The sequence below is a fragment of the Vibrio sp. Vb1166 genome, assembly GCF_033338695.1.
Lineage (GTDB): Bacteria > Pseudomonadota > Gammaproteobacteria > Enterobacterales > Vibrionaceae > Vibrio > Vibrio alginolyticus.
The window spans coordinates 60,502-80,461 of sequence record NZ_JAWOTE010000006.1 but is presented as its reverse complement, the minus strand read 5'-3'; the positions used below and the strand labels follow the sequence as shown (position 1 = coordinate 80,461).

21 protein-coding genes are annotated in these 19,960 nt (G+C 42.4%); 7 read left to right on the top strand and 14 right to left on the bottom strand.

Annotated features, from left to right (window positions below; genetic code table 11):
* Window positions 1–84: 84 nt before the first annotated feature.
* From potC to potA, 3 genes are read right to left on the bottom strand one after another with little or no spacing between them, the layout of a single operon-like run.
* Window positions 85–855, bottom strand: a complete 771-nt coding sequence (gene potC, locus R7E51_RS08805; protein ID WP_005389180.1) for a spermidine/putrescine ABC transporter permease PotC — start codon at window positions 853–855, stop codon at window positions 85–87.
* Window positions 855–1,715 carry a spermidine/putrescine ABC transporter permease PotB gene (potB, locus tag R7E51_RS08800; protein ID WP_005377512.1) on the bottom strand — a complete coding sequence of 287 codons (861 nt, stop codon included), beginning with the start codon at window positions 1,713–1,715 and terminating at the stop codon, window positions 855–857. Before potB ends, potC begins: the two co-directional genes overlap by 1 nt.
* On the bottom strand, window positions 1,696–2,811 hold the full coding sequence (gene potA / locus R7E51_RS08795; protein WP_017634901.1) for a spermidine/putrescine ABC transporter ATP-binding protein PotA: 1,116 nt from the start codon (window positions 2,809–2,811) through the stop codon (window positions 1,696–1,698). Before potA ends, potB begins: the two co-directional genes overlap by 20 nt.
* 400 nt (window positions 2,812–3,211) lie before the next feature.
* Between potA and R7E51_RS08790 the strand changes: the two genes are divergently transcribed.
* From R7E51_RS08790 to ttcA, 4 genes are all read left to right on the top strand, one after another.
* Window positions 3,212–4,009: a hypothetical protein gene (locus R7E51_RS08790; RefSeq protein WP_005377508.1), complete on the top strand. Its 798-nt coding sequence runs from the start codon at window positions 3,212–3,214 to the stop codon at window positions 4,007–4,009.
* Entirely contained in the window at window positions 4,002–4,838 is an 837-nt protein-coding gene (locus R7E51_RS08785) for a glucosaminidase domain-containing protein (protein WP_017634900.1), read from the top strand. Before R7E51_RS08790 ends, R7E51_RS08785 begins: the two co-directional genes overlap by 8 nt.
* Window positions 4,839–4,851: 13 nt before the next feature.
* The gene (locus R7E51_RS08780) at window positions 4,852–5,514 is read left to right on the top strand and encodes a DUF2987 domain-containing protein (RefSeq protein ID WP_005389171.1); all 663 of its coding nucleotides are present in this window, start codon (window positions 4,852–4,854) and stop codon (window positions 5,512–5,514) included.
* 198 nt (window positions 5,515–5,712) lie between these two features.
* Window positions 5,713–6,606: a tRNA 2-thiocytidine(32) synthetase TtcA gene (ttcA, locus tag R7E51_RS08775; protein ID WP_206957988.1), complete on the top strand. Its 894-nt coding sequence runs from the start codon at window positions 5,713–5,715 to the stop codon at window positions 6,604–6,606.
* Between the two features lie 128 nt (window positions 6,607–6,734).
* Here ttcA and uspE read toward each other — a convergent pair whose 3' ends face one another.
* From uspE to ccoN, 10 genes are all read right to left on the bottom strand, one after another.
* Window positions 6,735–7,682, bottom strand: a complete 948-nt coding sequence (gene uspE, locus R7E51_RS08770) for a universal stress protein UspE (protein ID WP_005377500.1) — start codon at window positions 7,680–7,682, stop codon at window positions 6,735–6,737.
* Window positions 7,683–7,862: 180 nt separating this feature from the next.
* The gene (locus R7E51_RS08765; protein ID WP_005377497.1) at window positions 7,863–8,609 is read right to left on the bottom strand and encodes an FNR family transcription factor; all 747 of its coding nucleotides are present in this window, start codon (window positions 8,607–8,609) and stop codon (window positions 7,863–7,865) included.
* A gap of 90 nt (window positions 8,610–8,699) precedes the next feature.
* On the bottom strand, window positions 8,700–9,380 hold the full coding sequence (locus R7E51_RS08760) for a sulfite exporter TauE/SafE family protein (protein WP_017821937.1): 681 nt from the start codon (window positions 9,378–9,380) through the stop codon (window positions 8,700–8,702).
* Between the two features lie 7 nt (window positions 9,381–9,387).
* Window positions 9,388–9,552: a cbb3-type cytochrome oxidase assembly protein CcoS gene (gene ccoS / locus R7E51_RS08755; RefSeq protein ID WP_005377493.1), complete on the bottom strand. Its 165-nt coding sequence runs from the start codon at window positions 9,550–9,552 to the stop codon at window positions 9,388–9,390.
* A gap of 15 nt (window positions 9,553–9,567) precedes the next feature.
* Window positions 9,568–11,931, bottom strand: coding sequence for a heavy metal translocating P-type ATPase (locus tag R7E51_RS08750; protein ID WP_017821936.1), 2,364 nt, complete (start codon window positions 11,929–11,931; stop codon window positions 9,568–9,570).
* Between the two features lie 4 nt (window positions 11,932–11,935).
* The gene (locus R7E51_RS08745) at window positions 11,936–12,412 is read right to left on the bottom strand and encodes a FixH family protein (protein ID WP_005377489.1); all 477 of its coding nucleotides are present in this window, start codon (window positions 12,410–12,412) and stop codon (window positions 11,936–11,938) included.
* A 105-nt stretch (window positions 12,413–12,517) separates the two neighbouring features.
* Window positions 12,518–13,492, bottom strand: a complete 975-nt coding sequence (ccoP, locus tag R7E51_RS08740; protein ID WP_005377487.1) for a cytochrome-c oxidase, cbb3-type subunit III — start codon at window positions 13,490–13,492, stop codon at window positions 12,518–12,520.
* Entirely contained in the window at window positions 13,492–13,665 is a 174-nt protein-coding gene (locus R7E51_RS08735) for a cbb3-type cytochrome oxidase subunit 3 (protein ID WP_005377485.1), read from the bottom strand. The genes ccoP and R7E51_RS08735 overlap by 1 nt, the downstream gene beginning before the upstream one ends.
* A 9-nt stretch (window positions 13,666–13,674) precedes the next feature.
* Window positions 13,675–14,295: a cytochrome-c oxidase, cbb3-type subunit II gene (gene ccoO / locus R7E51_RS08730; RefSeq protein WP_005377475.1), complete on the bottom strand. Its 621-nt coding sequence runs from the start codon at window positions 14,293–14,295 to the stop codon at window positions 13,675–13,677.
* Between the two features lie 12 nt (window positions 14,296–14,307).
* Window positions 14,308–15,735 (bottom strand): cytochrome-c oxidase, cbb3-type subunit I, encoded by a 1,428-nt coding sequence (ccoN, locus tag R7E51_RS08725; protein ID WP_005396488.1) that lies wholly within the window; start codon window positions 15,733–15,735, stop codon window positions 14,308–14,310.
* 257 nt (window positions 15,736–15,992) lie between these two features.
* On the opposite strand from ccoN, the gene R7E51_RS08720 reads away from it, so the two are divergent.
* The 3 genes from R7E51_RS08720 to R7E51_RS08710 all read left to right on the top strand — a co-directional run bounded on the left by R7E51_RS08720 (window position 15,993) and on the right by R7E51_RS08710 (window position 19,355).
* Window positions 15,993–16,349 (top strand): hypothetical protein, encoded by a 357-nt coding sequence (locus R7E51_RS08720; protein ID WP_005377473.1) that lies wholly within the window; start codon window positions 15,993–15,995, stop codon window positions 16,347–16,349.
* Between the two features lie 113 nt (window positions 16,350–16,462).
* Window positions 16,463–17,644 (top strand): FIST signal transduction protein, encoded by a 1,182-nt coding sequence (locus R7E51_RS08715; RefSeq protein WP_206957987.1) that lies wholly within the window; start codon window positions 16,463–16,465, stop codon window positions 17,642–17,644.
* On the top strand, window positions 17,634–19,355 hold the full coding sequence (locus R7E51_RS08710) for an ATP-binding protein (RefSeq protein ID WP_005377471.1): 1,722 nt from the start codon (window positions 17,634–17,636) through the stop codon (window positions 19,353–19,355). Before R7E51_RS08715 ends, R7E51_RS08710 begins: the two co-directional genes overlap by 11 nt.
* Before the next feature lie 173 nt (window positions 19,356–19,528).
* Here R7E51_RS08710 and R7E51_RS08705 read toward each other — a convergent pair whose 3' ends face one another.
* The gene (locus R7E51_RS08705) at window positions 19,529–19,897 is read right to left on the bottom strand and encodes a DUF3693 domain-containing protein (protein WP_005389163.1); all 369 of its coding nucleotides are present in this window, start codon (window positions 19,895–19,897) and stop codon (window positions 19,529–19,531) included.
* Between the last annotated feature and the right edge of the window lie 63 nt (window positions 19,898–19,960).

The window sequence follows — 19,960 nt, the reverse complement described above, 5'->3', positions numbered from 1 at the left end:
AAACGTTGTCCAATTTTGGACGATAGATAGAAAAACAGAATGGCATGTAACCATTCTGTTTCGTGATGTTAACAGGTGCGGATTCTACTTCACTTTTTCTCTTGCTAGCAACTGAGAAATTACTACCAAGACCAAAGAAACAATCAACATCACCGTTGCTAGGGCGTTCACTTCCGGTGAAATACCCACCTTAACCATGGAGTAAATCTTCAATGGCAAGATTTCGTATGTTGGACCCGTTACAAACGAGCTGATGATCACATCGTCCAAAGACAGGGTAAAGCTCAATAACCAACCTGCGGCAACCGCTGGTTTAGCGAGAGGAAGGATGATCTGTTTCAAGATAACCCACTCGCTTGCACCAAGGTCTTTTGCTGCTTCCAACATTTTCACATCAAAGCCATTTAAGCGGCTGTATACAGTTACCACAACGAATGGTAGACAAAAGGTGATGTGAGCAATCAATAGTGTAAAGAAGCCAAGCTGTGCGCCTAATACTAGGAACAGAGCAAGTAATGAAATCGCCATTACAATATCGGGAGACATCATCACGACAAACAGCATGCCGTTTACCGCACCTTTACCTTTGAACGAGTAACGGAATAGGGCAACGGCCGTTAAGCTACCAATGATGGTTGCTGCTGTCGCTGAGAATACCGCTACGTTCAATGAATGCCATGCAGCTTGCATTAGGCTGTCGTTATTTACTAAGGTTTCGTACCATTTCGTGGTGAAACCACCCCATTTCATACCAAATTTGTTGGCATTAAATGAGTTAACAATTAAGACGATGATTGGCAGATACAAAAATGCATACACCAGCGCCATAAAGCTAAATCTAACTGTGCGTCCCATTAGTCTAGCTCCACTTTCTTATTCAATAGTTTGCCTGCTCTGTAGTAAGCGTAAAGCATCACAGCCATTGCGAAGGTGAGGGCGATACTGGTCGCAGCACCAAATGGCCAGTCACGAGCGTTCAATACTTGGCTCTTAATAACGTTACCAATCAGTAGGTTCTTCGCACCACCAAGAAGGTCAGAGATGTAGAACATACCTAGTGCTGGTAGCAGAACCAACAAACAACCACCGATAATGCCAGGCATTGTCAGAGGTAGAATCACTTTCGTAATGGTTTGGAACTTGTTCGCACCAAGATCTTTCGCCGCCTCGATATAAGTGTTGTCCAACTTCTCGATTGCCGAGTAAAGCGGCAGAATCATAAATGGAAGCAGGATGTACACAAGACCAATCATTACTGCTGTTTCGGTGTACATAATACGTAATGGCTTATCGATGATTTCCATCGCCATTAATGATTTGTTCAAAATACCTTGTGTACCCAGAACAATCTTCAGGCCGTAAGTACGGATAAGAGAGTTTGTCCAAAAAGGTACGATAACTAAGAACAACATGAATGGGCGCCATTTCTCTGGCATTTTCGCTATGATGTAAGCAAATGGGTAACCAATTACTAAACACAACAACGTCGCCACGATCGCCATGTAGAACGAGTGCATCAGCACTTTCGCATACAAGGGGTCGAGTAGACGTAAGTAGTTGTCGAAAGTAAATGTCATTTCGATTAAGTTTGCTTCATCACGCGTTAAGAAACTCGTACCGATAATCATCACATTTGGTACCAACACGAAAAGTGTTAACCAACCGACGATTAAGGTAATGATCGCGTTTTGAAGATTAATCTTCTTGCTTATCATTGAGGACTACCTCCCAGCTCTCAACCCAAGTGATAGCGACTTTCTGGCCAAGTGAGTGGTCCACATCAGGATCATCTTCGTTAAAGAATTCGCTAACCATTACACGCATGCCCGAATCCAATTGGATAACTGAATCAAGCGTCATACCTTTATAGGTACGCTCTGTTACGTGACCTACGATGCCTTTTTCTTCAGACTCTTTGATCTCTTCGATACGTAAGTCTTCTGGGCGAAGTAGTACTTGCAGTTTTTCACCTGCTTGCGCTTCCTGATCGTAGTAAACAACAGATTCGACACCTTCGATTTCTGCACGGATACGTTTCTCGTCGATACGCTCTAGCATGGTTGCGTTGAATACGTTGATCTCACCGATAAAGCGAGCAACAAATAGGTTCTTCGGCTCTTCGTAAATCTCACGTGGAGAACCATCCTGCTCGATAACACCATCGCGCATTACAATAATGCGGTCAGACATCGATAGGGCTTCTTCCTGATCGTGCGTAACGAAGATAAAGGTAATACCAAGTTGACGCTGAAGCTGTTTAAGCTCGATTTGCATTTGCTTACGCAGTTTGTAATCAAGTGCCGATAGAGATTCATCTAGCAGCAGTACTTTTGGTTTGTTAACAACCGCACGCGCAATGGCGATACGTTGTTGCTGACCACCAGAAAGCTGATGAGGCTTACGCTGTGCCATTTTTTCTAGGCGCACCATGCGTAGCGCTTCCATTACTCGTGGTTCAATGTCCGCAGTAGGCGTTTTCTGCATACGAAGGCCAAAAGCGACATTCTCATATACGGTCATGTGTGGAAACAATGCGTAACTTTGAAATACCGTGTTGACGTGCCTTTGCTCTGCAGGAACCTGTGTTACATCCTGGTCATCCAAAATAATTTGACCGTTATCTGCCGTTTCAAAACCTGCAATCATGCGTAAAACTGTTGTCTTACCACAACCAGAAGGCCCGAGAATCGTCAGAAATTCACCATGATTAACATCCAGATTTAAATTACCGATGATTTCCTTACCATCGAAACTTTTACTAATACCAGATAAACGAATAACTGGCTTTCCTGCTTGCGGTTTTGCGTTCAACGTCTGTATTTCCCCCACGTTCAAGCCGGGATTATCCCAGCTGATGTGACACTAACCATTCACTTTTGAGGCGCGCATCATAATCACCAAAAGTGTGAAATTAAAGCATTTTCTTATCTTGAAACAGAAATAATTTTGCAGGAAAAAGCCATCATTCCTTACCATACTGTTTTTATGAGATTAATTGGCATCTAGACACAGTTTGATAGCACTAAACTTTGTTCAACAATTGTTTCAATTTCATGACCTTGAAAGTGGTCAATTATCAACCATACAGTTGAGATTGCAAGGATTGTAGGTGAGTTGTGATGTTAGATGTGGAAAGATTTCTTTATAATGACGATTACATTAATTGACTGGAATTCCAGTCAAAATTTTACAAGTTAGTCTTGGATAAACTATGAACGACGATTTTGAGAAAGATTTCAATCTTGGGGGGAGTGTAGAGCGAGCTTTGTCTGGCAACTACGAGCTTAAAGCTGGCGCGGTTTTTAACGAAGCTTGGCGAGCAACCATCCAGCACTTTTTATCATTTTCTCCTGCCATTATTGTATTGCTTTTTGTCCAGTTAGGTATTTTCTATATTGCATTAAAACTGCAGTTGGGCGATTTGACCGTTATTCTTGATGCGTTTGAGAACCCAGAGTCGTTCACAAACGATATTGTGTCTTCTATTTATGTCGCGAATTTCAGTTATGAGGTGATTAGCGCCCCAATTTATGCGGGGATAAGTTTGATGGCTATGAGTCATGTCGCTGGCTTAAAGACTAAGTTGCGCCATGTTGGAAAGGGGTTGCAGTTCACCATTCCTGTTATCCTAGCAACGCTCATGAGCTTAATGCTACAAGGTGTGGTTGGTATGATTTTTCCTTTACTGTCGCTGTATCTTTCCTTGGCATTTAGTCACTCTATTTTGTTGATTTGTGAGAAAAGGGTGCCACCAATGCAAGCGTTGCTGTTATCACTTCGCGCAATCAACAAGAAGATTTTTGTGGTCGCGGGGCTTTACTTAGGCGTGATGTTAATGTTTATTATTGCAGCAATGTTCTACGGTATTGGCTTGATTTTTGTGCTGCCATTCTTCTTCCATTTGAAAGGCATACTCTACCGCGAAATGTTTGGAATTAAGCTTAAGATCGTTACAACACAGAAAAACGATAATGATCACGATGGTAACTCACAGGTGTTTGATGCCTAATTCTTTGAAATCAATAAGTTTACGAGTGGCGGCAACCTGTATAGCCGCCACTTTCATTTCTATAGGCCCATATTTACACTACGAGAAACAGTTTAAATATGTGGAAAATCCTGACGTACTCTCTGGCAAGATTAAGCATGTCGATTTATCACACTTGCCATACATCGGTGATATCCCAGACTTCAATTCAATAAAAGATACGAAAGAGAAAAAAGCTGCTTTTTTTGATTTTTTAAGGCCTAAAATTGCTCTTGAGAATCAACGAATTCGTCATGAGCGGGCCTTTCTTACCTCTTTAAAGGTGGGACAAGTGACGCAAGAACAACAAGAGTATGCTCAGCGGTTATCATCTCTGTATTCGTTGCCCTTGAGTAACGATAAGATTGATCAAGCATGGCTAGACGAGATGCTTGTGAGAGTGAACGTCTTACCAGAAGCGTTGGTTCTAACTCAAGCGGCAAATGAATCTGCGTGGGGCACTTCTCGTTTTGCTACTCAAGCAAACAACTTGTTCGGCCAATGGTGTTATAAAAAGGGCTGTGGAATTGTTCCAGCGCAACGTGGCGCTAACAAAGTTCATGAAGTTGAAAAATTCGATTCTGTACAACAGTCTGTTCATGGCTACTTTATGAATGTTAATCGAAACCCAGCGTATGCAGACCTGCGTGAAATCAGAACATCTCTGGCTGAAAAGAACAAGGGCTTGTTAACGGTTGCAACCGCGTCAGAGTTAACGCATGGGTTGCTAGCCTATTCTGAACGTGGCATCGCCTATGTACACGATCTTCGCGCTATGATTCGTCATAACAACGCCTACTGGACGCAATAAAATAACGGATAAAATGAAAAAGTTAAGCCTAAGTCTATTGGGAAGTGCGGCGCTAATTCTTGTATCGCCGATAACCCAAGCTCAAGAGTACATGTTCACGTACTCAAAGTTATACACTCAACTAAAAAACAACAATAAAGAAGGGCATGACGATGTGAAAGTTGGTGTCTTTTTTGTGGACGCAAAAACTAAGCAAATTTGTACGATAGAAAAAGCTTGGATGGAAAAAGAAGAGCACTATGAAGAGTTTGTTATCCCTGCTTCACAAGAGTTGCCTTTACCAGTTGATAAAAACTTAAAGTCAGCAAATCCGTTGGTTTTTGTCGATACCCCAAAAGATACACGTTGCGATTACTCACTTGTCGTGATGACCAAAGAACCATTACAGGGTAACGTTTCTTACGACCAACTTAAGCCTCTTCTACCTCAAATGCAGACGATGCTGGAAGATTTAGGCGGTATGTTTGCGGGTTGGTTTACACCGGAGGTTCAAGGTGTGACGATGGAGTTTGCAAATCAACTGAATGATAAAGTGATTTTCTCAAACGGAACCGAAAAGCCAATTGTCAATGGCAAGATACAAGTCGCACTAAGTGAAATAGGGCAAGGTGGCACAATGACACTACCAGAACCGACGATGCGAGTGTTACCTTATCTACCTAACGCAAAGAAATGAACACTGAACGTTTAGAAAGGGCTGCAATCGCAGCTCTTTTTTAATTTTGACCGTAACTAAAGTATCTTTCACACTCTTTTCTTAAAGACTCAATAAGACAAACATTTAATCCTGCGTAAAAAGCTCGTATAATCCACGCCCCAAAGAAACCCATGTTAGGAAGTCCTAGTCGATTTATCGGCGATGTGAGAGCCCGCAATGAACCAAATAGATACAAGAAAAGAAACCCTAGAATTCAACAAGCTTCAGAAACGCCTAAGAAGACATGTTGGAAATGCCATTACTGATTACAACATGATCGAAGAAGGCGATGTTGTAATGGCATGTATTAGCGGTGGTAAAGATTCATTCGCGATGCTTGATATCCTGCTGAATCTTCAAAAAGCCGCACCGATCAAATTTGAAGTGGTTGCGGTAAACCTAGACCAAAAACAACCGGGCTTCCCTGAGCACATTCTGCCAGAGTATTTCGAAACACTGAATATCCCTTACTATATCGTCGATAAGGACACGTATTCCGTCGTAAAAGAGAAGGTACCAGAAGGCAAAACCACTTGTGGTCTGTGTTCACGCCTGCGACGTGGTACGCTGTATTCATTTGCAGAGAAAATTGGTGCAACTAAGCTTGCGCTAGGTCATCACATGGATGACATCGTCGAAACAATGTTCTTGAATATGTTCCACGGCTCTCGCCTTAAAGCGATGCCACCAAAGCTACGCTCTGATGATGGCCGTAACGTGGTCATTCGTCCATTGACTTACTGTCGTGAAAAAGATTTGATCAAATACGCTGAGCACAAGGATTTCCCAATAATTCCGTGTAACCTTTGTGGCTCTCAAGAGAACCTTCAGCGTCAATCTATAAAAGCAATGTTGATTGAATGGGATAAGAAGACGCCAGGGCGTGTGGAAGCAATTTTTAAATCAATTCAAAACGTAAGCCCAAGCCAACTAGCAGACCGCGAATTGTTCGACTTTGTTAACTTACCGCTAGAACGTGAAGGTAACCGCGAAGAGTATGAATTTAATGAGGCTGTCGTTTCTTCGACGAATATTGATGAATCGATGTTCATCGATGTTACGAACATCTAACTCGTAAAAAAGGAGGTCAATTAGACCTCCTTTTTTGTACCCAACGCTTTAACTGTTCCCAAACAAAAATCCCCCTGTATTCGGGGGATTTATTAGCGCGCTCAATACATAGCAATACTAAGGAGAGATTAGGTTGCTGTATTTGGATCGAGAGGACTAATGTAACCTTTTGGTTTTAGAGCCAACACATCGCAATTTATTTTATCAATTACGTGCTCCGCTGTATTACCAATAAAGACAGCAGAAAGCCCAGTTCGCCCTGTAGTACCTAAAATAACCATTGCAGCATTTAAGCGCTCTGCAGCTGCCGGAATGACATCTTCAGGTAAACCTTGCTCAACTATCGTTTGTTCTTCATCAAGACCATGTTTTTGGCGTAGTGCTTTCATAGCCGTTAAATGATGACCTCGCACCGCATCGGTATAAGTCGTTGGGTCAAATTCAGGAAGTTCAATCGTAATGTTCGCCGGTGTAACGGGGTAGGCGTTAACAAGATATGGCTTGGCCTCAAGCCGAGTGGTGATTTCTTTTAATCGCTCGACCATCGTATCGTTGAGATCAATATGAGTCGGGTTTTCTGAGCCCACATGTACTGAGGCAAGGATACTTGCTTGTTCCGGCCAAGCAGCATTCTTAATAAGAAGCACTGGAATAGGGCATTTTCGCAACAAGTGCCAATCTGTCGGTGTGAAAATGACAGACTCTAAAACATCATGCTTACGTGTGCCTTTGATGACTAGGTCATGATTGCCTGCGTAGACTTCAGCAATAATCGCCTCATAAGGGCGGTTGTGCCAGACAACACAAACATCAAAGTCGAAGCCATCGTTTAGGTATGGTTGAGCAATTTTACGCATCCACTGCTCACGCTGATGAATGACACCTCGACGCATAGCATCTCTTTCATCCACTGACAGCATTGACGTCATGTCATACGAGAAATCGTAAATGGATAAAAAGAAAGTGATTCGGCTTCTAGATACACTTTTCTGAGCTAATTGAACAGCTCTTGCAAGTGCGGGCTGCTCATCATTATTGATGTCAGCTACAACAAGGATCTTACTGTATATACTCATAACTAAGCCCACTTCTATTGCAAAACCAGATACTGAATGTAAATTAAATCAGTATTTTGGAGTACTCACCGTACATTTTTACTGTAGCTTAGTTTGGAGAACTTTTTGAGGACTTTCGAAAGGAATTTATGAGAAATATGATGTAGCTCATTTTCGAGCTACATCAATAATTAGGGTGTATTATTCTTTAGTTACACCAGCAAGTTCCATCAATGCATCGTGGTCTAAGATAGTGATATATTTACCTTTTACGCTTAGGATCTCTGATTTCTGGAAACGACCTAACAAACGACTGATCGTTTCGACTGTAAGACCAAGGTAGTTGCCAATATCACCACGAGTCATAGTTAAACGAAACTCTCTAGGGCTGAAGCCACGCTGAGAAAAACGCGTTGATAGGTTGTAAAGGAAAGCAGCTAGTCGCTCTTCTGCATTCTTTTTAGAAAGAAGCAAAATCATTTCCTGATCACCTTTAATTTCGTTACTCATCAAACGCATGATTTGCTGGCGAAGCTTAGGCATCTTACCCGATAGATCGTCTAAAATTTCGTATGGGATTTCACATACCATCGACGTTTCGAGTGCTTGAGCAAAGCTAGGGTGGGAGTCACCAGTGATAGCATCGAAACCGACTAAGTCTCCAGCTAAGTGAAACGCTGTGATTTGCTCATCACCTTGCTCTGTGATCGTATAGCTCTTGATGGTACCAGAGCGGATAGCGTATAGCGATTTTAGCTCATCACCAGCCTTAAAAAGCTCTTGTCCTTTTTGAATAGGCTTCTTACGTTCGATGATTTGGTCAAGCTGGTCGAGTTCTGCCTCATTTAGAGTGAACGGGATACACAGTTGACTAATGCTACAATCTTGGCAATGAATGGCGCAACCGCCTGATTGGATACGCTTTGTTGCAGGTTTTTCAGAAATCATAACAACCTTTCACTATTTGATATACATCAATATTTTAGCATCGCTTAATCCTAAAGGGTAGCAAAAATGTCACCTCAATAGAGTTTATCGTTATATGAAACCGAGTAACGCTAAGGCTCCTATAGCGGTATACGAACCATACCCAATAAGGATTAATGCTGAAATATTTCTAAATATTAATGATTTTTGTAATTTCTGAAAATGATTGGCACCATATCCAATAATAAGCATTGCAGGTAGCGTTCCGAGCCCAAACGCAAGCATAATTAGGCCGCCGTTGATCGCACTACCAGAAACCGCCGACCAAGTAAGCGCTGAATAAACTAAGCCACATGGTAACCAACCCCAAATAAAGCCAAATGGCAGCGCGTGAAGAGGATGCTTTAATGGCAACAAACTCTTCCCTGCCGGCGAGATAAAGCGCCAGAGATACTGCCCTAGCTTTTCTATTAAAAGTAAGCCTTGCCACCATTTAGCAATATACAGCGCGACCAGAATCATGAATAACGCCGCAATCAGCCTTAACCAAGCAAGAGAGTGCGTTAACCCACTAAGTTCAGATAAACCTGATATAGCACCACCGACTAATGCTCCTATTAAGGTATAACTGATCAATCGTCCGAGGTTGTAGAAGAGGGGGATAAGAGGGGTAGTTTTATTTTTAGCAGAAGAGCCCATGGTAAGCAGAGACGCGATACCACCACACATACCCATACAATGACCGGCTCCTACTAAGCCGATCATCAACGCACCGATAAAATCAGGAGTCATAAAGTCGCTACTTTTTATCACTATTAGATTGGTCTTCTTCGTCGAGAAGAATGTTGTGCCCTTGCCGTTCAAGATCTTCAAACTGATCGCTTCTTACCGCCCAAAGAAAAACTGCGACAGCAACACAAACGAGAACGATAGCGATGGGAATCAATATATAAAGACTTTCCATGTTTGCTTTCTCTACTTATTTCTCTTTGAGCAGGCGCAAAGAGTTAGATACAACGATAATTGAGCTTGCAGACATGCCAACTACTGCAATGTAGGGAGCCACTAAACCTGCGACCGCCAAAGGCAAAATTAACAGGTTGTAACCCAAAGACCAAGCCAAGTTTTCTCGAATAATCTTTCTTGTACGCAGTGCAAGCAAACGTGCTTCTAGTAGCTTTTCGAGATTATCCCCAAGTAACGTCATATCAGCAGAAGCTTTAGCGACATCTGTACCACCACCCATTGCGACAGAAAGGTGAGCTCCGGCGAGAGTCGGCGCGTCATTGATTCCATCACCAACCATCATAGTGATACTGTTTTCGTCCAAGCTCTTAAGGTATGCAAGCTTATCTTCTGGCTTTGCTGACGCGACGATGTGATCGATACCAATTTCATTCGCCACTGGTTGGGCGTTTGAGAGAGAATCACCAGTTAGCAGGGTTGTCTTAATTCCAGCGTCAGCAAAACGTTGAATAAAGGCTTTGCTTTCTTTTCGGATAGGGTCGCGGTAGTAAAAGCTAGCGACATGCTTGCCATCAACCGACAGATAGACCGCCTGGCTTTCACCACTTTCTTTGCCTTGAACAAAAGCAGCACTACCTATCTTAACGATTTTGCCATTCCACATACCCTCAATCCCTGAACCAATCACGTTTTGCACGTCAGACACGATAAAGTCATCATTGGTGTAAGTTGCAAAAGAACGAGCGATAGGGTGGTTTGCATGAGCCTCTAAAGCTGCAGCTAGTGATAGACAATCTTTCTGTGGGAGATCACTAAGTACCTTTGTTTCACAGATCTCAATATCACCTTTCGTTAGAGTGCCTGTTTTATCTACAACTAAGTGGTTGATCTTACATAGTGTCTCAAACACATGGCCTTTACGAAGCAAAATGCCAAAATTACCCATTCTAGAGGTAGCACAAGTGAGAGCGGTCGGAGTGGCCAGAGATAGCGCACATGGGCATGTAGCAACTAACACAGACAGCATGATCCAAAACGCATCATCTGGTTTTGTTTGATGCCAGTAAAACCAAGTACCAGCAGAGATGATAAGAATCACACCAACAAAGTAACGGGCGACAATGTCTGCAATTTCCGCAATTTTAGGTTTGGAGTGTTGAGCTTCATCTTGTAAACGCACGATGTTAGAAATCATTGAATCGGCCTTTGAGCTTACTACCTCAAGTTCAAATGATTCGTCTCCGTTTAGCGTTCCTGCATAAACAATATCGCCTTCTCGTTTCACAACGTGCACTGACTCGCCCGTTAGCATGGATTCATCAATATGAATACGGCCTGAAATAACTTTACCGTCAGCGGGGATATGTTCACCAGGTAGAACGCGAATGCGATCGCCAACTTTTAGCGTCTTCACGGGTATCTGATCACCGTCCAGCGTTGTAGCAATTGCAGGAATCAACTTAAGAAGGTTACCACTCGCTGCAGCAGCTTTGCGACGAGCGCGCATCTCTAAGAATCGACCTACTAACAAAAAGAAGGTAAACATCGAGATAGATTCAAAGAAGACTTCGCCTTGTTCAGTTACTGTTGCAACTAAACTTGCAACATAGGCAAAGATCAACGCGATAGAAACCGGGACATCCATACCAAGGGTTCGGCCTTTGATACTGCGCCATGCGTTTAAGTAAAATGGAAGAGCGGAATAAAGCAAAACAGGAGTAGCAAAAATCAAACTTACCCAACGAAAGTAACTTTTAAACTCTGGCTCTAAATCACCAAAGACTTCGAGATACAGTGCAACGGCGAGCATCATGACCTGCATGGTTGCTAAACCTGCAATACCTAGCCGATATAGATATTGCTTCATCATTCGATGGTAAGAGGCTTCTTGCTTATCTGCTTCAAAAGGTGCAGCTTTGTAACCAAGTTTATGTATAACGGAAAGGAGCTCGCTTAACCGTACCTGAGTTTTATCCCAGGCTAGTAACGCTCGATTGGTGGTTGTATTAACACGGATAGATACCAACCCGGCCGTATTAGAAACTTGCTTTTCGATTAACCACGCACAAGCGGCACATGAAACGCCTTCCAAAGAAAGGGTTACTTCAGAAACATTTTCGCGATTTCGTACGAATTCAGATTGTACATCCGCATTGTCATAATGAATTAAAGCTTGGAGTTGCTCTGGTACTAGATCTGCCTTTTCTGCAGGCGCAGTGCGGTATTGGTAATATGAGACAAGACCACTATCGACAATAGTCTGCGCCACAGTTTCGCAGCCCGGACAACACATGTCGCGAATTTCACCCAATATTTCTACTTTGAAATCCGTGTTGGCTGGTACATCTTCACCGCAGTGATAACAGGATTTACACATATGCTTACTTCATTAACGGTGTTGAAGAGGCAGGAAACTCAACTTTACCTTGGATCATCCATTGCTTGTCGTGTGGTTGTAGTTCAACAAACCATGGCCCTTGAATAGATTCCTCAGCTTTTAGTCGGTAATTACCAGATGCATCCGCTGTTACAAGCTTTGTGAAGTCACGATCAGGAAGAGTACGATGAGTGAAAGTGGCCGTTAGAGCAGGGTAATGAGGTAGCTTCCCTTTAGCGAAAACAATCACAACATTGTTATTTTCAGAGGAAATCTCAGCGTTAAGACCTAGGTCACGAGCGACATTCATTTTACTAATATCGATATTAATGCCTTTGCCTTTTTTATAGTAATCCTCAGCGACTAAAGAAACAGAGTTGTTCGAGAAAACGACCACAGTAATCACAGTCCAAACTACGACAGTAAGAGGAAGGATGATTAGGAACCACGGCCAAAATTGTTTATACCAAGGCTTTACCATAAAAAAGTTCTCAACAGCTAAATGAAAAAATGTAAGGCGTTAAATTTAAAGGAAAGACAGCCCCTATGAAAGGGGCTGTTATTGCTATGTTACGTAATATCTCAGTTACTTACTCTCTGAGTTACTTAAACTCCAGACATATGAGGCAACGAGCTGAACTTTATCTTCACCCAAAATGTCTTTCCACGCAGGCATTACGCCTGAGCGTCCGTTCATTACGGTTTCTGTTACAGCTGCACGAGAGTCACCAAATAACCAGTCTTGGTCTGTAAGGTCAGGCGCACCGACTGCAGGGTTACCCTTACCATCGGTACCATGACAAGCAGCACACACTACGAAGCGTGCTTTACCTGCCGCGGCTTCACGAGCATTTACTTTACGACCAGATAGACTAAGTGTGTAACTTACAACTTCTTGAACACCTTGCTCACCAAGGGCATCTTTCCATGCTGGCATTTGACCAATACGGCCGTGCATGATGGTTGTAACGATCGCTGCTGGCTCGCCACCATATAGCCATGCATCATCAGTCAGGTTAGGGAAGCCTTTCTGACCACGTGCATCAGAGCCATGGCATTGAGAACAGTTTTGCAAAAACAAACGCTGACCAACTTTTAATGCTTCAGGATCTTGCGCAATTTCAGGAATTGGGCGTAGACCACTGTCATTGTGCGCAAGTTTACGGAATGCTTCGCCGAAGTAAGCGTCGGCATCATCCAGTTCTTTTGCATATTGGTTTAGTTGCTTGTTCTCTTGTGCTGCAGCGATGGCTTCTTTTGACTCTTCTAGTGAGCGAACGGTTTGAGCCGAACTCTGCCAGTTTAAAAAGCCCTTGAAGCTACCTAGACCTGGGAATAGGGCAAGGTAAACTGCTGCGAACACAAATGTGCTTACAAACAGGTAAGTCCACCACTTTGGTAGAGGGTTGTTTAGCTCGCGAATACCATCGTACTCGTGGCCCATGTCTTCCCCTTCCTCGACGCCCATTTTATCTTTAGCGCACCAAGTCAGGAGAATCGCACAGCCTACTAGCGTACCGACAGTAATCACGATAATCCAGAGACTCCAGAATGTAGTCATTACTTCTTCACTCCTTGGTTATTAGGGGTCTTTTGTTCTTCGTCAGCAAACACCAAGTTGGCATCTTCTTCAAAGCGTGCTTTACGCTTTTTACTAAATGCCCACCATACGATGCCAATAAAACTAGCGAAGAGTACAACGGTATAAATACTATGAATTGTACCGAAATCCATATGATCCCCTTACTTCATTGCATGACCAAGAGACTGAAGGTAAGCGATGATTGCATCCATCTCTGTTTTACCTTCTACTTCTTTAGCCGAATTCGCGATCTCTTCATCAGTGTATGGAACGCCGAACTGATCACGAAATAGCTCAAGTTTCTTCTGAGTTAGCTTACCGTCTAAAACGTTTTCAGCTAGCCACGGGAAACCTGGCATGTTTGACTCAGGTACAAGCTCACGAGGATCTAACAGGTGAACACGGTGCCATTCGTCAGAATAACGACCACCAACACGAGCTAAATCCGGGCCTGTACGCTTAGAGCCCCAAAGGAATGGGTGTTCCCAAACACTCTCACCAGCAACAGAGTAGTGACCGTAACGTTCAGTCTCTGAGCGGAAAGGACGAACCATCTGGCTGTGACAGACGTTACAACCTTCACGGATGTAGATATCACGGCCTTCCATCTCCAAAGGAGTGTAAGCGCGCAGATTTTCTACAGGTTCAGTCGTTTGCTTTTGGAAAATCAGAGGAGTGATCTCTACAAGAGCGCCCCAACTGATAGCAAACACGATAAAAATAGCCAACAAACCGACATTACGTTCTAAGATTTCATGGCGATTATTAGAATTATTACTCATTCTTAAATCTCCTTATGCCGGATGTGGGATAGCTTTTAGGCTTTCTTTAGGTGCACTTACCGTTTTGTACGTGTTGTATGCCATTAGGAACATACCAGATAGGAAGATAAATCCGCCTAGGAAACGTACAAAGTAGAACGGATAAGACGCTTCTACAGATTCAACAAAACTGTAAGTTAGCGTACCGTCAGAGTTAACCGCGCGCCACATAAGACCTTGCATTACACCAGAGATCCACATCGCAACGATGTAAAGAACGGTACCGATTGTTGCTAGCCAGAAATGCACATTAACTAGACCAACAGAGTACATACGCTCTTGGCCAAATAGGCGAGGTACCAAGTGATATACAGAGCCGATAGAAACCATCGCAACCCAACCTAACGCACCAGAGTGAACGTGACCAATGGTCCAGTCTGTGTAGTGAGAAAGTGCGTTAACCGTCTTAATCGACATCATCGGGCCTTCAAAGGTAGACATACCGTAGAACGACAGTGAAACGATTAGGAAACGTAGGATAGGGTCATAACGAAGCTTATGCCATGCACCAGATAACGTCATAATACCGTTGATCATACCACCCCAAGAAGGAGCAAATAGAACCAGCGACATAACCATACCTAGAGACTGAGTCCAGTCTGGTAGCGCTGTATAATGAAGGTGGTGAGGGCCTGCCCAAATATATAGAGAAATAAGTGCCCAGAAGTGAACGATAGATAGACGGTAAGAATAAACAGGACGTTCTGCTTGTTTAGGAACGAAGTAGTACATCATACCTAGGAAACCAGCGGTCAGTAGGAAACCTACCGCATTGTGTCCATACCACCACTGAACCATCGCATCCACTGCGCCCGAGTAAATCGAGTAAGATTTACCAAGTGACACAGGAATAGCCATGCTGTTCACGATGTGAAGTACTGCTACTGTGATAATAAAGGCACCGAAGAACCAGTTTGCCACATAAATATGTGACGTGTTTCGCTTCACTAGTGTGCCGAAGAACACCACCGCATATGATACCCATACTAGCGCAATTGCGATATCAATAGGCCATTCTAGCTCAGCATACTCTTTACCCGATGTTAAACCGAGAGGCAAAGTAATGGCTGCTGCCAGGATGATTGCTTGCCAACCCCAAAAGGTGAAGGCAACGAGTGGGCCACCAAAAAGACGTGTTTGACATGTGCGCTGTACAACATAATAAGACGTTGCGAACAGAGCACTGGTACCAAACGCAAAAATTACCGCATTAGTATGCAGTGGACGTAAGCGACTGTACGTCAACCACGGCGTATCAAAGTTTAGCTGTGGCCAAACTAATTGAGCGGCAATCAAAACACCAACAGCCATACCAACTATGCCCCATAAAATGGTCACAAGGGTAAATTGGCGAACGACTGTATAGTTGTAGTTTTGTTCAAGCTGCTTTACTTGGCTCATTTGCATGCTTCCAATTTCTAATTAACTACACTTTTACTTCCAACACGACTTGCGTCGTAACACCACCCAAGTAAACTCTAGAATTCAAGTGTTATCATCACCTTATTTCCATTGCTGACTTTAATAAAAAGTGGCATTTTCAGCGTGACACTATACTTGAATTAACAATTCAATGACAGGGTAGTAACCTTACTGGACCTCTGGAAATCATTTTTTATTTAAAAAGTTTGAAGTTTGTAACAAGGATATTAGTAATTATGCCTGCACAAAAGTTAACAAAGGCGCGACTTGCACAAATCTTAATCATGCTCAGTGTTTTAATAGGCGCATTTTTCTGGCGTACCTTTACACACGAGAGTGTCAATAGCGTTGACTGTTCACAAAAAGAACGATGCGATGTAACAATTGAAGGAGAAATAATCACGATTAATCGTGACTCAATGGGAATTTCGCTCGAAACGACAGAAAGTAGCACTCTAAAAATTGATCTAAATCAATCTGGTAATTTTATCAATCTCAACGAAAAGCATAAGTCAGTAGAATGGGACATCATGCCTGAATCGAAAAAAATCACCTTTAAAAAAGGTGAAAACATTGTTGTAGTTCAATTATAAATACGATCTATCACGAGATAATCGTAACTTATTAATGAAATTAACACCTTCTTACCTAGAGAAAATTGGTTGGAATGGTATAACAGCAGAGTGATATCCAATTATAAAATCGTATGCATTGCCAATCAGTTTTTACTCATATTAAAGATGAAGACTCAGCGATAAAAACGCTCAGGTCCGAATTGACACAACAGAACTTGTCTTACGTGATGTGTTACTACACGGAAGAATACAATTTCGAGTTGATTCGAGAAGCGTTTCTTGCGCATTTTCCTGGTGTGCCTTTTCATGGCGCCAGTTCATGTCAAGCCGTAATGACAGATCAGGGCTTTCATACAGGACCAGTAATTGCGGCACTTGCTGTTTATGATACAGGTCCTCATGCTTATGGTACTGGTATTTCTAATCACAACTCAGGTGACAGCGTCACCAAGGCTTTGGATATGGCCCTTGAGAACGCAAACCGTGTAGGAGAGGTACCAAACTTAATTCTACTTCATGCTACACCAGGGCAAGAGGAATCAATCATTGCGTCTATAGATGAAAGATTTGGAACTCTAATTCCAATTATTGGTGGTTCGGCCGCTGATAATAACATCGCTGGGAAATGGTCTGTGATAACCGCCCAAGGCTCTCAAACTTCAGGTTTAAGCTTAACTCTCTTTTACTCCTCTCAACCTGTTGATATCGCTTTCAGCGCTGGGCATACACCAACTAATATCAAAGGTGTTGCAACCAAGACCAACGATAGATGCTTACTTGAAATTGATGATGAACCTGCGCTCAATGTTTATAGAAGGTGGACAAATCACCAGGATAACCAAGTAGGTAAAGATAATATGCTGTTTACAAACTCGAGTGCTTATCCATTAGGGCGGATCGCAGGTCATCTCTATGATCGCCCATATTACAAGTTATCCCATCCGATCCGTGAGACGCCAGATGGTGGAATCGAGTTGTTTACACGAATAGAAGAGGGTGACGAGCTCACATTAATGAAAGGAAGTCGTGAGCATCTCGTTGCGCGCGCTGCAAAAGTCGTCAATGCCGCTTTTAACCAAAAATTAGAAGAGTCTCGAAAAATTGGAGTGATAAATATCTTTTGCGCAGGTCCCATGTTGCACTTAATGCAAGACATGAATAGCGTTTGTGAACAAATTAACCAAGAACTAGAACATTTGCCTTTTATTTGCCCTTTTACTTTCGGCGAGCAAGGTAGATTTATTGGTGGTGAGAATGGACATGGAAACCTGATGATTTCATCGGCTATATTCCATAAACCTTATGAAAGATAAATACTTAGACATATATCAACAGGAAGCGCTTCAAGAAGCGTTAGTTGAGCTAAAGCAGGCTAGACAAAGAGAACGACTACTCGCTGATGAAAACAAGGCCATTCTTTCCGCGATATCTGCGATGAGTGAGGCAAAGAATCGGCATGAGATATTTACGGGATTAAACAATGTCCTCAAAAAGTACATCAACTTCGATGATTTTATTGTACTGACTCGTGATGGTGAACGATATCCCTTCAAGACATTGATATCAACTAATAGCGTATTTGATAATGTATCCTGGTTACACGGTAACACCTATCAAAGAGCTCTCAATGGTGAATGCATTCTACTGTTCGAGCCAGATAAACTCGCTGAGTTTGTTAACTTAAACAGCTTTATAAAAAGCCATGTAAACTCGGTCGTTTTAACTGGTATACGTTCAGAAGTAACGCAAACCGTAATCCTACTTATTGGAGCTCAGAAAGGGCACTTTAGCATAGAGAATAAGGAAACCTTGAGGCGGTTTCGTCCCTTAATTGAAAGGGCGGTCATTGATATCGAAACCAAAGAGAAGTTACAACGTATCGTTGAAGTAAGAACAACTCAGCTCGCTAAAGCAAGAGAAGAAGCAGAGCTTGCGAACCGGTCTAAGTCGGAGTTCTTAGCGATGATGAGTCATGAAATAAGAACCCCTTTAAATTCCGTTCTTGGAATGCTAGATATACTGAAGCAATCAACCTTGTCAGAAGAACAAATTGATGCTTTGAGCCAAATGGAGTGCTCTGCAGAGTTACTTCTCGCGATAATCAGTGACATTCTTGATCTTTCTAAAATCGAGTCAGGTCGCTTTCAGCTCAATGAACAATGGATTAACTTAAGAGACACTGTCACTTTTGTTATTTCTCAGCAAAAACAAATCGCTAAGAAGAAAAATCTTAAATTCAAGCTCAACTGTACTGTCACTAATGACAAACAATTTTGGATTGACTCCACGCGGTTATCTCAAATTCTGTTTAATCTAATAGGGAATGCAATAAAGTTTACAGACGAAGGTGAAGTAAAAGTTTCTGTATCTGAGCAAGATGCTGAACTTGTGATCTCAATATCTGACACTGGAATTGGTATATCTAAAGCAAAGCAAGAGCACTTGTTTACGGCATTTCATCAAGGAGACCGTTCCATCACGAGACGCTTCGGTGGTACAGGACTGGGGCTCGCAATAACCAAGCATTTAGTTGAAATGATGCGTGGCAAGATTGCCGTTAAAAGTGATGAGCATGTTGGTTCAACCTTTACGATTTCGATTCCAGTTTTGACTCGTTGTAATCAAAATCGTCCAGTTAGAATCGAAACCAATCAACCGACAAAAGCAATGGAACTTCTCGTCGTAGAAGATACCGAGTCGAATCAGTTCGTAATAAAGCTTATCTTAAATAAGCTTGGCCATAATGTTCATATCGCAAGCCATGGAGCAGAGGCATTAACATTTTTAGAAGAGAATGAGGATTTAATCGATTTGATTCTCATGGATGTCTCGATGCCAGTGATGGATGGAATTACCGCAACAAGACTTATTCGAGATAAAGGTCTCAGGACCCCAATTATAGCGTTAACTGCACATGCGCTAGAAAGCGATAGAGATAAATGCCTGGATGCCGGTATGGACGGATTCATTTCTAAGCCAGTTAGAAGACAAGATATCTTTGAAGCTATACAGTCATTTCAATAAGTAAAAAGGCGTTAATATAGATCTTAACAATCGATAGATTATTAAGATCTATATTAAGTATTTTATGGTAAATAACCATTATGTTTAATGCTCACAGTAAGGCCCTTAAATTTAAAATCTGCAGGGGAATAGGAGCATACTCAGACAACATTTAGCGTACGGCGATATACAATTTAACATAACACATATAATGCGCACTGTAATAGTGGTTCCTGTGGACTTGCAATCACTAAAGCCAATCCGGCACAAACCATTGAAATGCTTGATAATCCAAGTCCGTTATACTTTTTTGCAATGCTTTCCCACATGCTTTTTATAGCTGGGTTTTCATTGCGATCAGCGTGACATCCTAGCAACGCAATCTCCGGGTCTATACCTGCACCGTGTGCTAGAAAAACTGCTTCTTCATCAGTAAGTTGTCTAACACCTTTGCGAATTTTACTAATCTTCGGCGGGTCTAGATTCAAATCGTGCGCAACCTGCTTATCTTGTACGTAGTTTTTCGCCTTTTTGTAGGCGTTAATTAGTTCAGCTGTGTACATAAGAACCTCCATTTCTTCTCATTGTAGCCACAAAGTTGCTATAAATCGCATCTTGCAGTTGCC

Bases quoted from the DNA above. Each gene is read 5' to 3' on its own strand.
- potC (WP_005389180.1), bottom strand. From the start codon at position 855: ATGGGACGCACAGTTAGATTTAGCTTTATGGCGCTGGTGTATGCATTT.
- potB (WP_005377512.1), bottom strand. From the start codon at position 1,715: ATGATAAGCAAGAAGATTAATCTTCAAAACGCGATCATTACCTTAATC.
- R7E51_RS08790 (WP_005377508.1), top strand. From the start codon at position 3,212: ATGAACGACGATTTTGAGAAAGATTTCAATCTTGGGGGGAGTGTAGAG.
- R7E51_RS08785 (WP_017634900.1), top strand. From the start codon at position 4,002: ATGCCTAATTCTTTGAAATCAATAAGTTTACGAGTGGCGGCAACCTGT.
- R7E51_RS08780 (WP_005389171.1), top strand. From the start codon at position 4,852: ATGAAAAAGTTAAGCCTAAGTCTATTGGGAAGTGCGGCGCTAATTCTT.
- ttcA (WP_206957988.1), top strand. From the start codon at position 5,713: ATGAACCAAATAGATACAAGAAAAGAAACCCTAGAATTCAACAAGCTT.
- uspE (WP_005377500.1), bottom strand. From the start codon at position 7,682: ATGAGTATATACAGTAAGATCCTTGTTGTAGCTGACATCAATAATGAT.
- R7E51_RS08765 (WP_005377497.1), bottom strand. From the start codon at position 8,609: ATGATTTCTGAAAAACCTGCAACAAAGCGTATCCAATCAGGCGGTTGC.
- R7E51_RS08760 (WP_017821937.1), bottom strand. From the start codon at position 9,380: ATGACTCCTGATTTTATCGGTGCGTTGATGATCGGCTTAGTAGGAGCC.
- ccoS (WP_005377493.1), bottom strand. From the start codon at position 9,552: ATGGAAAGTCTTTATATATTGATTCCCATCGCTATCGTTCTCGTTTGT.
- R7E51_RS08750 (WP_017821936.1), bottom strand. From the start codon at position 11,931: ATGTGTAAATCCTGTTATCACTGCGGTGAAGATGTACCAGCCAACACG.
- R7E51_RS08745 (WP_005377489.1), bottom strand. From the start codon at position 12,412: ATGGTAAAGCCTTGGTATAAACAATTTTGGCCGTGGTTCCTAATCATC.
- ccoP (WP_005377487.1), bottom strand. From the start codon at position 13,492: ATGACTACATTCTGGAGTCTCTGGATTATCGTGATTACTGTCGGTACG.
- R7E51_RS08735 (WP_005377485.1), bottom strand. From the start codon at position 13,665: ATGGATTTCGGTACAATTCATAGTATTTATACCGTTGTACTCTTCGCT.
- ccoO (WP_005377475.1), bottom strand. From the start codon at position 14,295: ATGAGTAATAATTCTAATAATCGCCATGAAATCTTAGAACGTAATGTC.
- ccoN (WP_005396488.1), bottom strand. From the start codon at position 15,735: ATGAGCCAAGTAAAGCAGCTTGAACAAAACTACAACTATACAGTCGTT.
- R7E51_RS08720 (WP_005377473.1), top strand. From the start codon at position 15,993: ATGCCTGCACAAAAGTTAACAAAGGCGCGACTTGCACAAATCTTAATC.
- R7E51_RS08715 (WP_206957987.1), top strand. From the start codon at position 16,463: ATGCATTGCCAATCAGTTTTTACTCATATTAAAGATGAAGACTCAGCG.
- R7E51_RS08710 (WP_005377471.1), top strand. From the start codon at position 17,634: ATGAAAGATAAATACTTAGACATATATCAACAGGAAGCGCTTCAAGAA.
- R7E51_RS08705 (WP_005389163.1), bottom strand. From the start codon at position 19,897: ATGTACACAGCTGAACTAATTAACGCCTACAAAAAGGCGAAAAACTAC.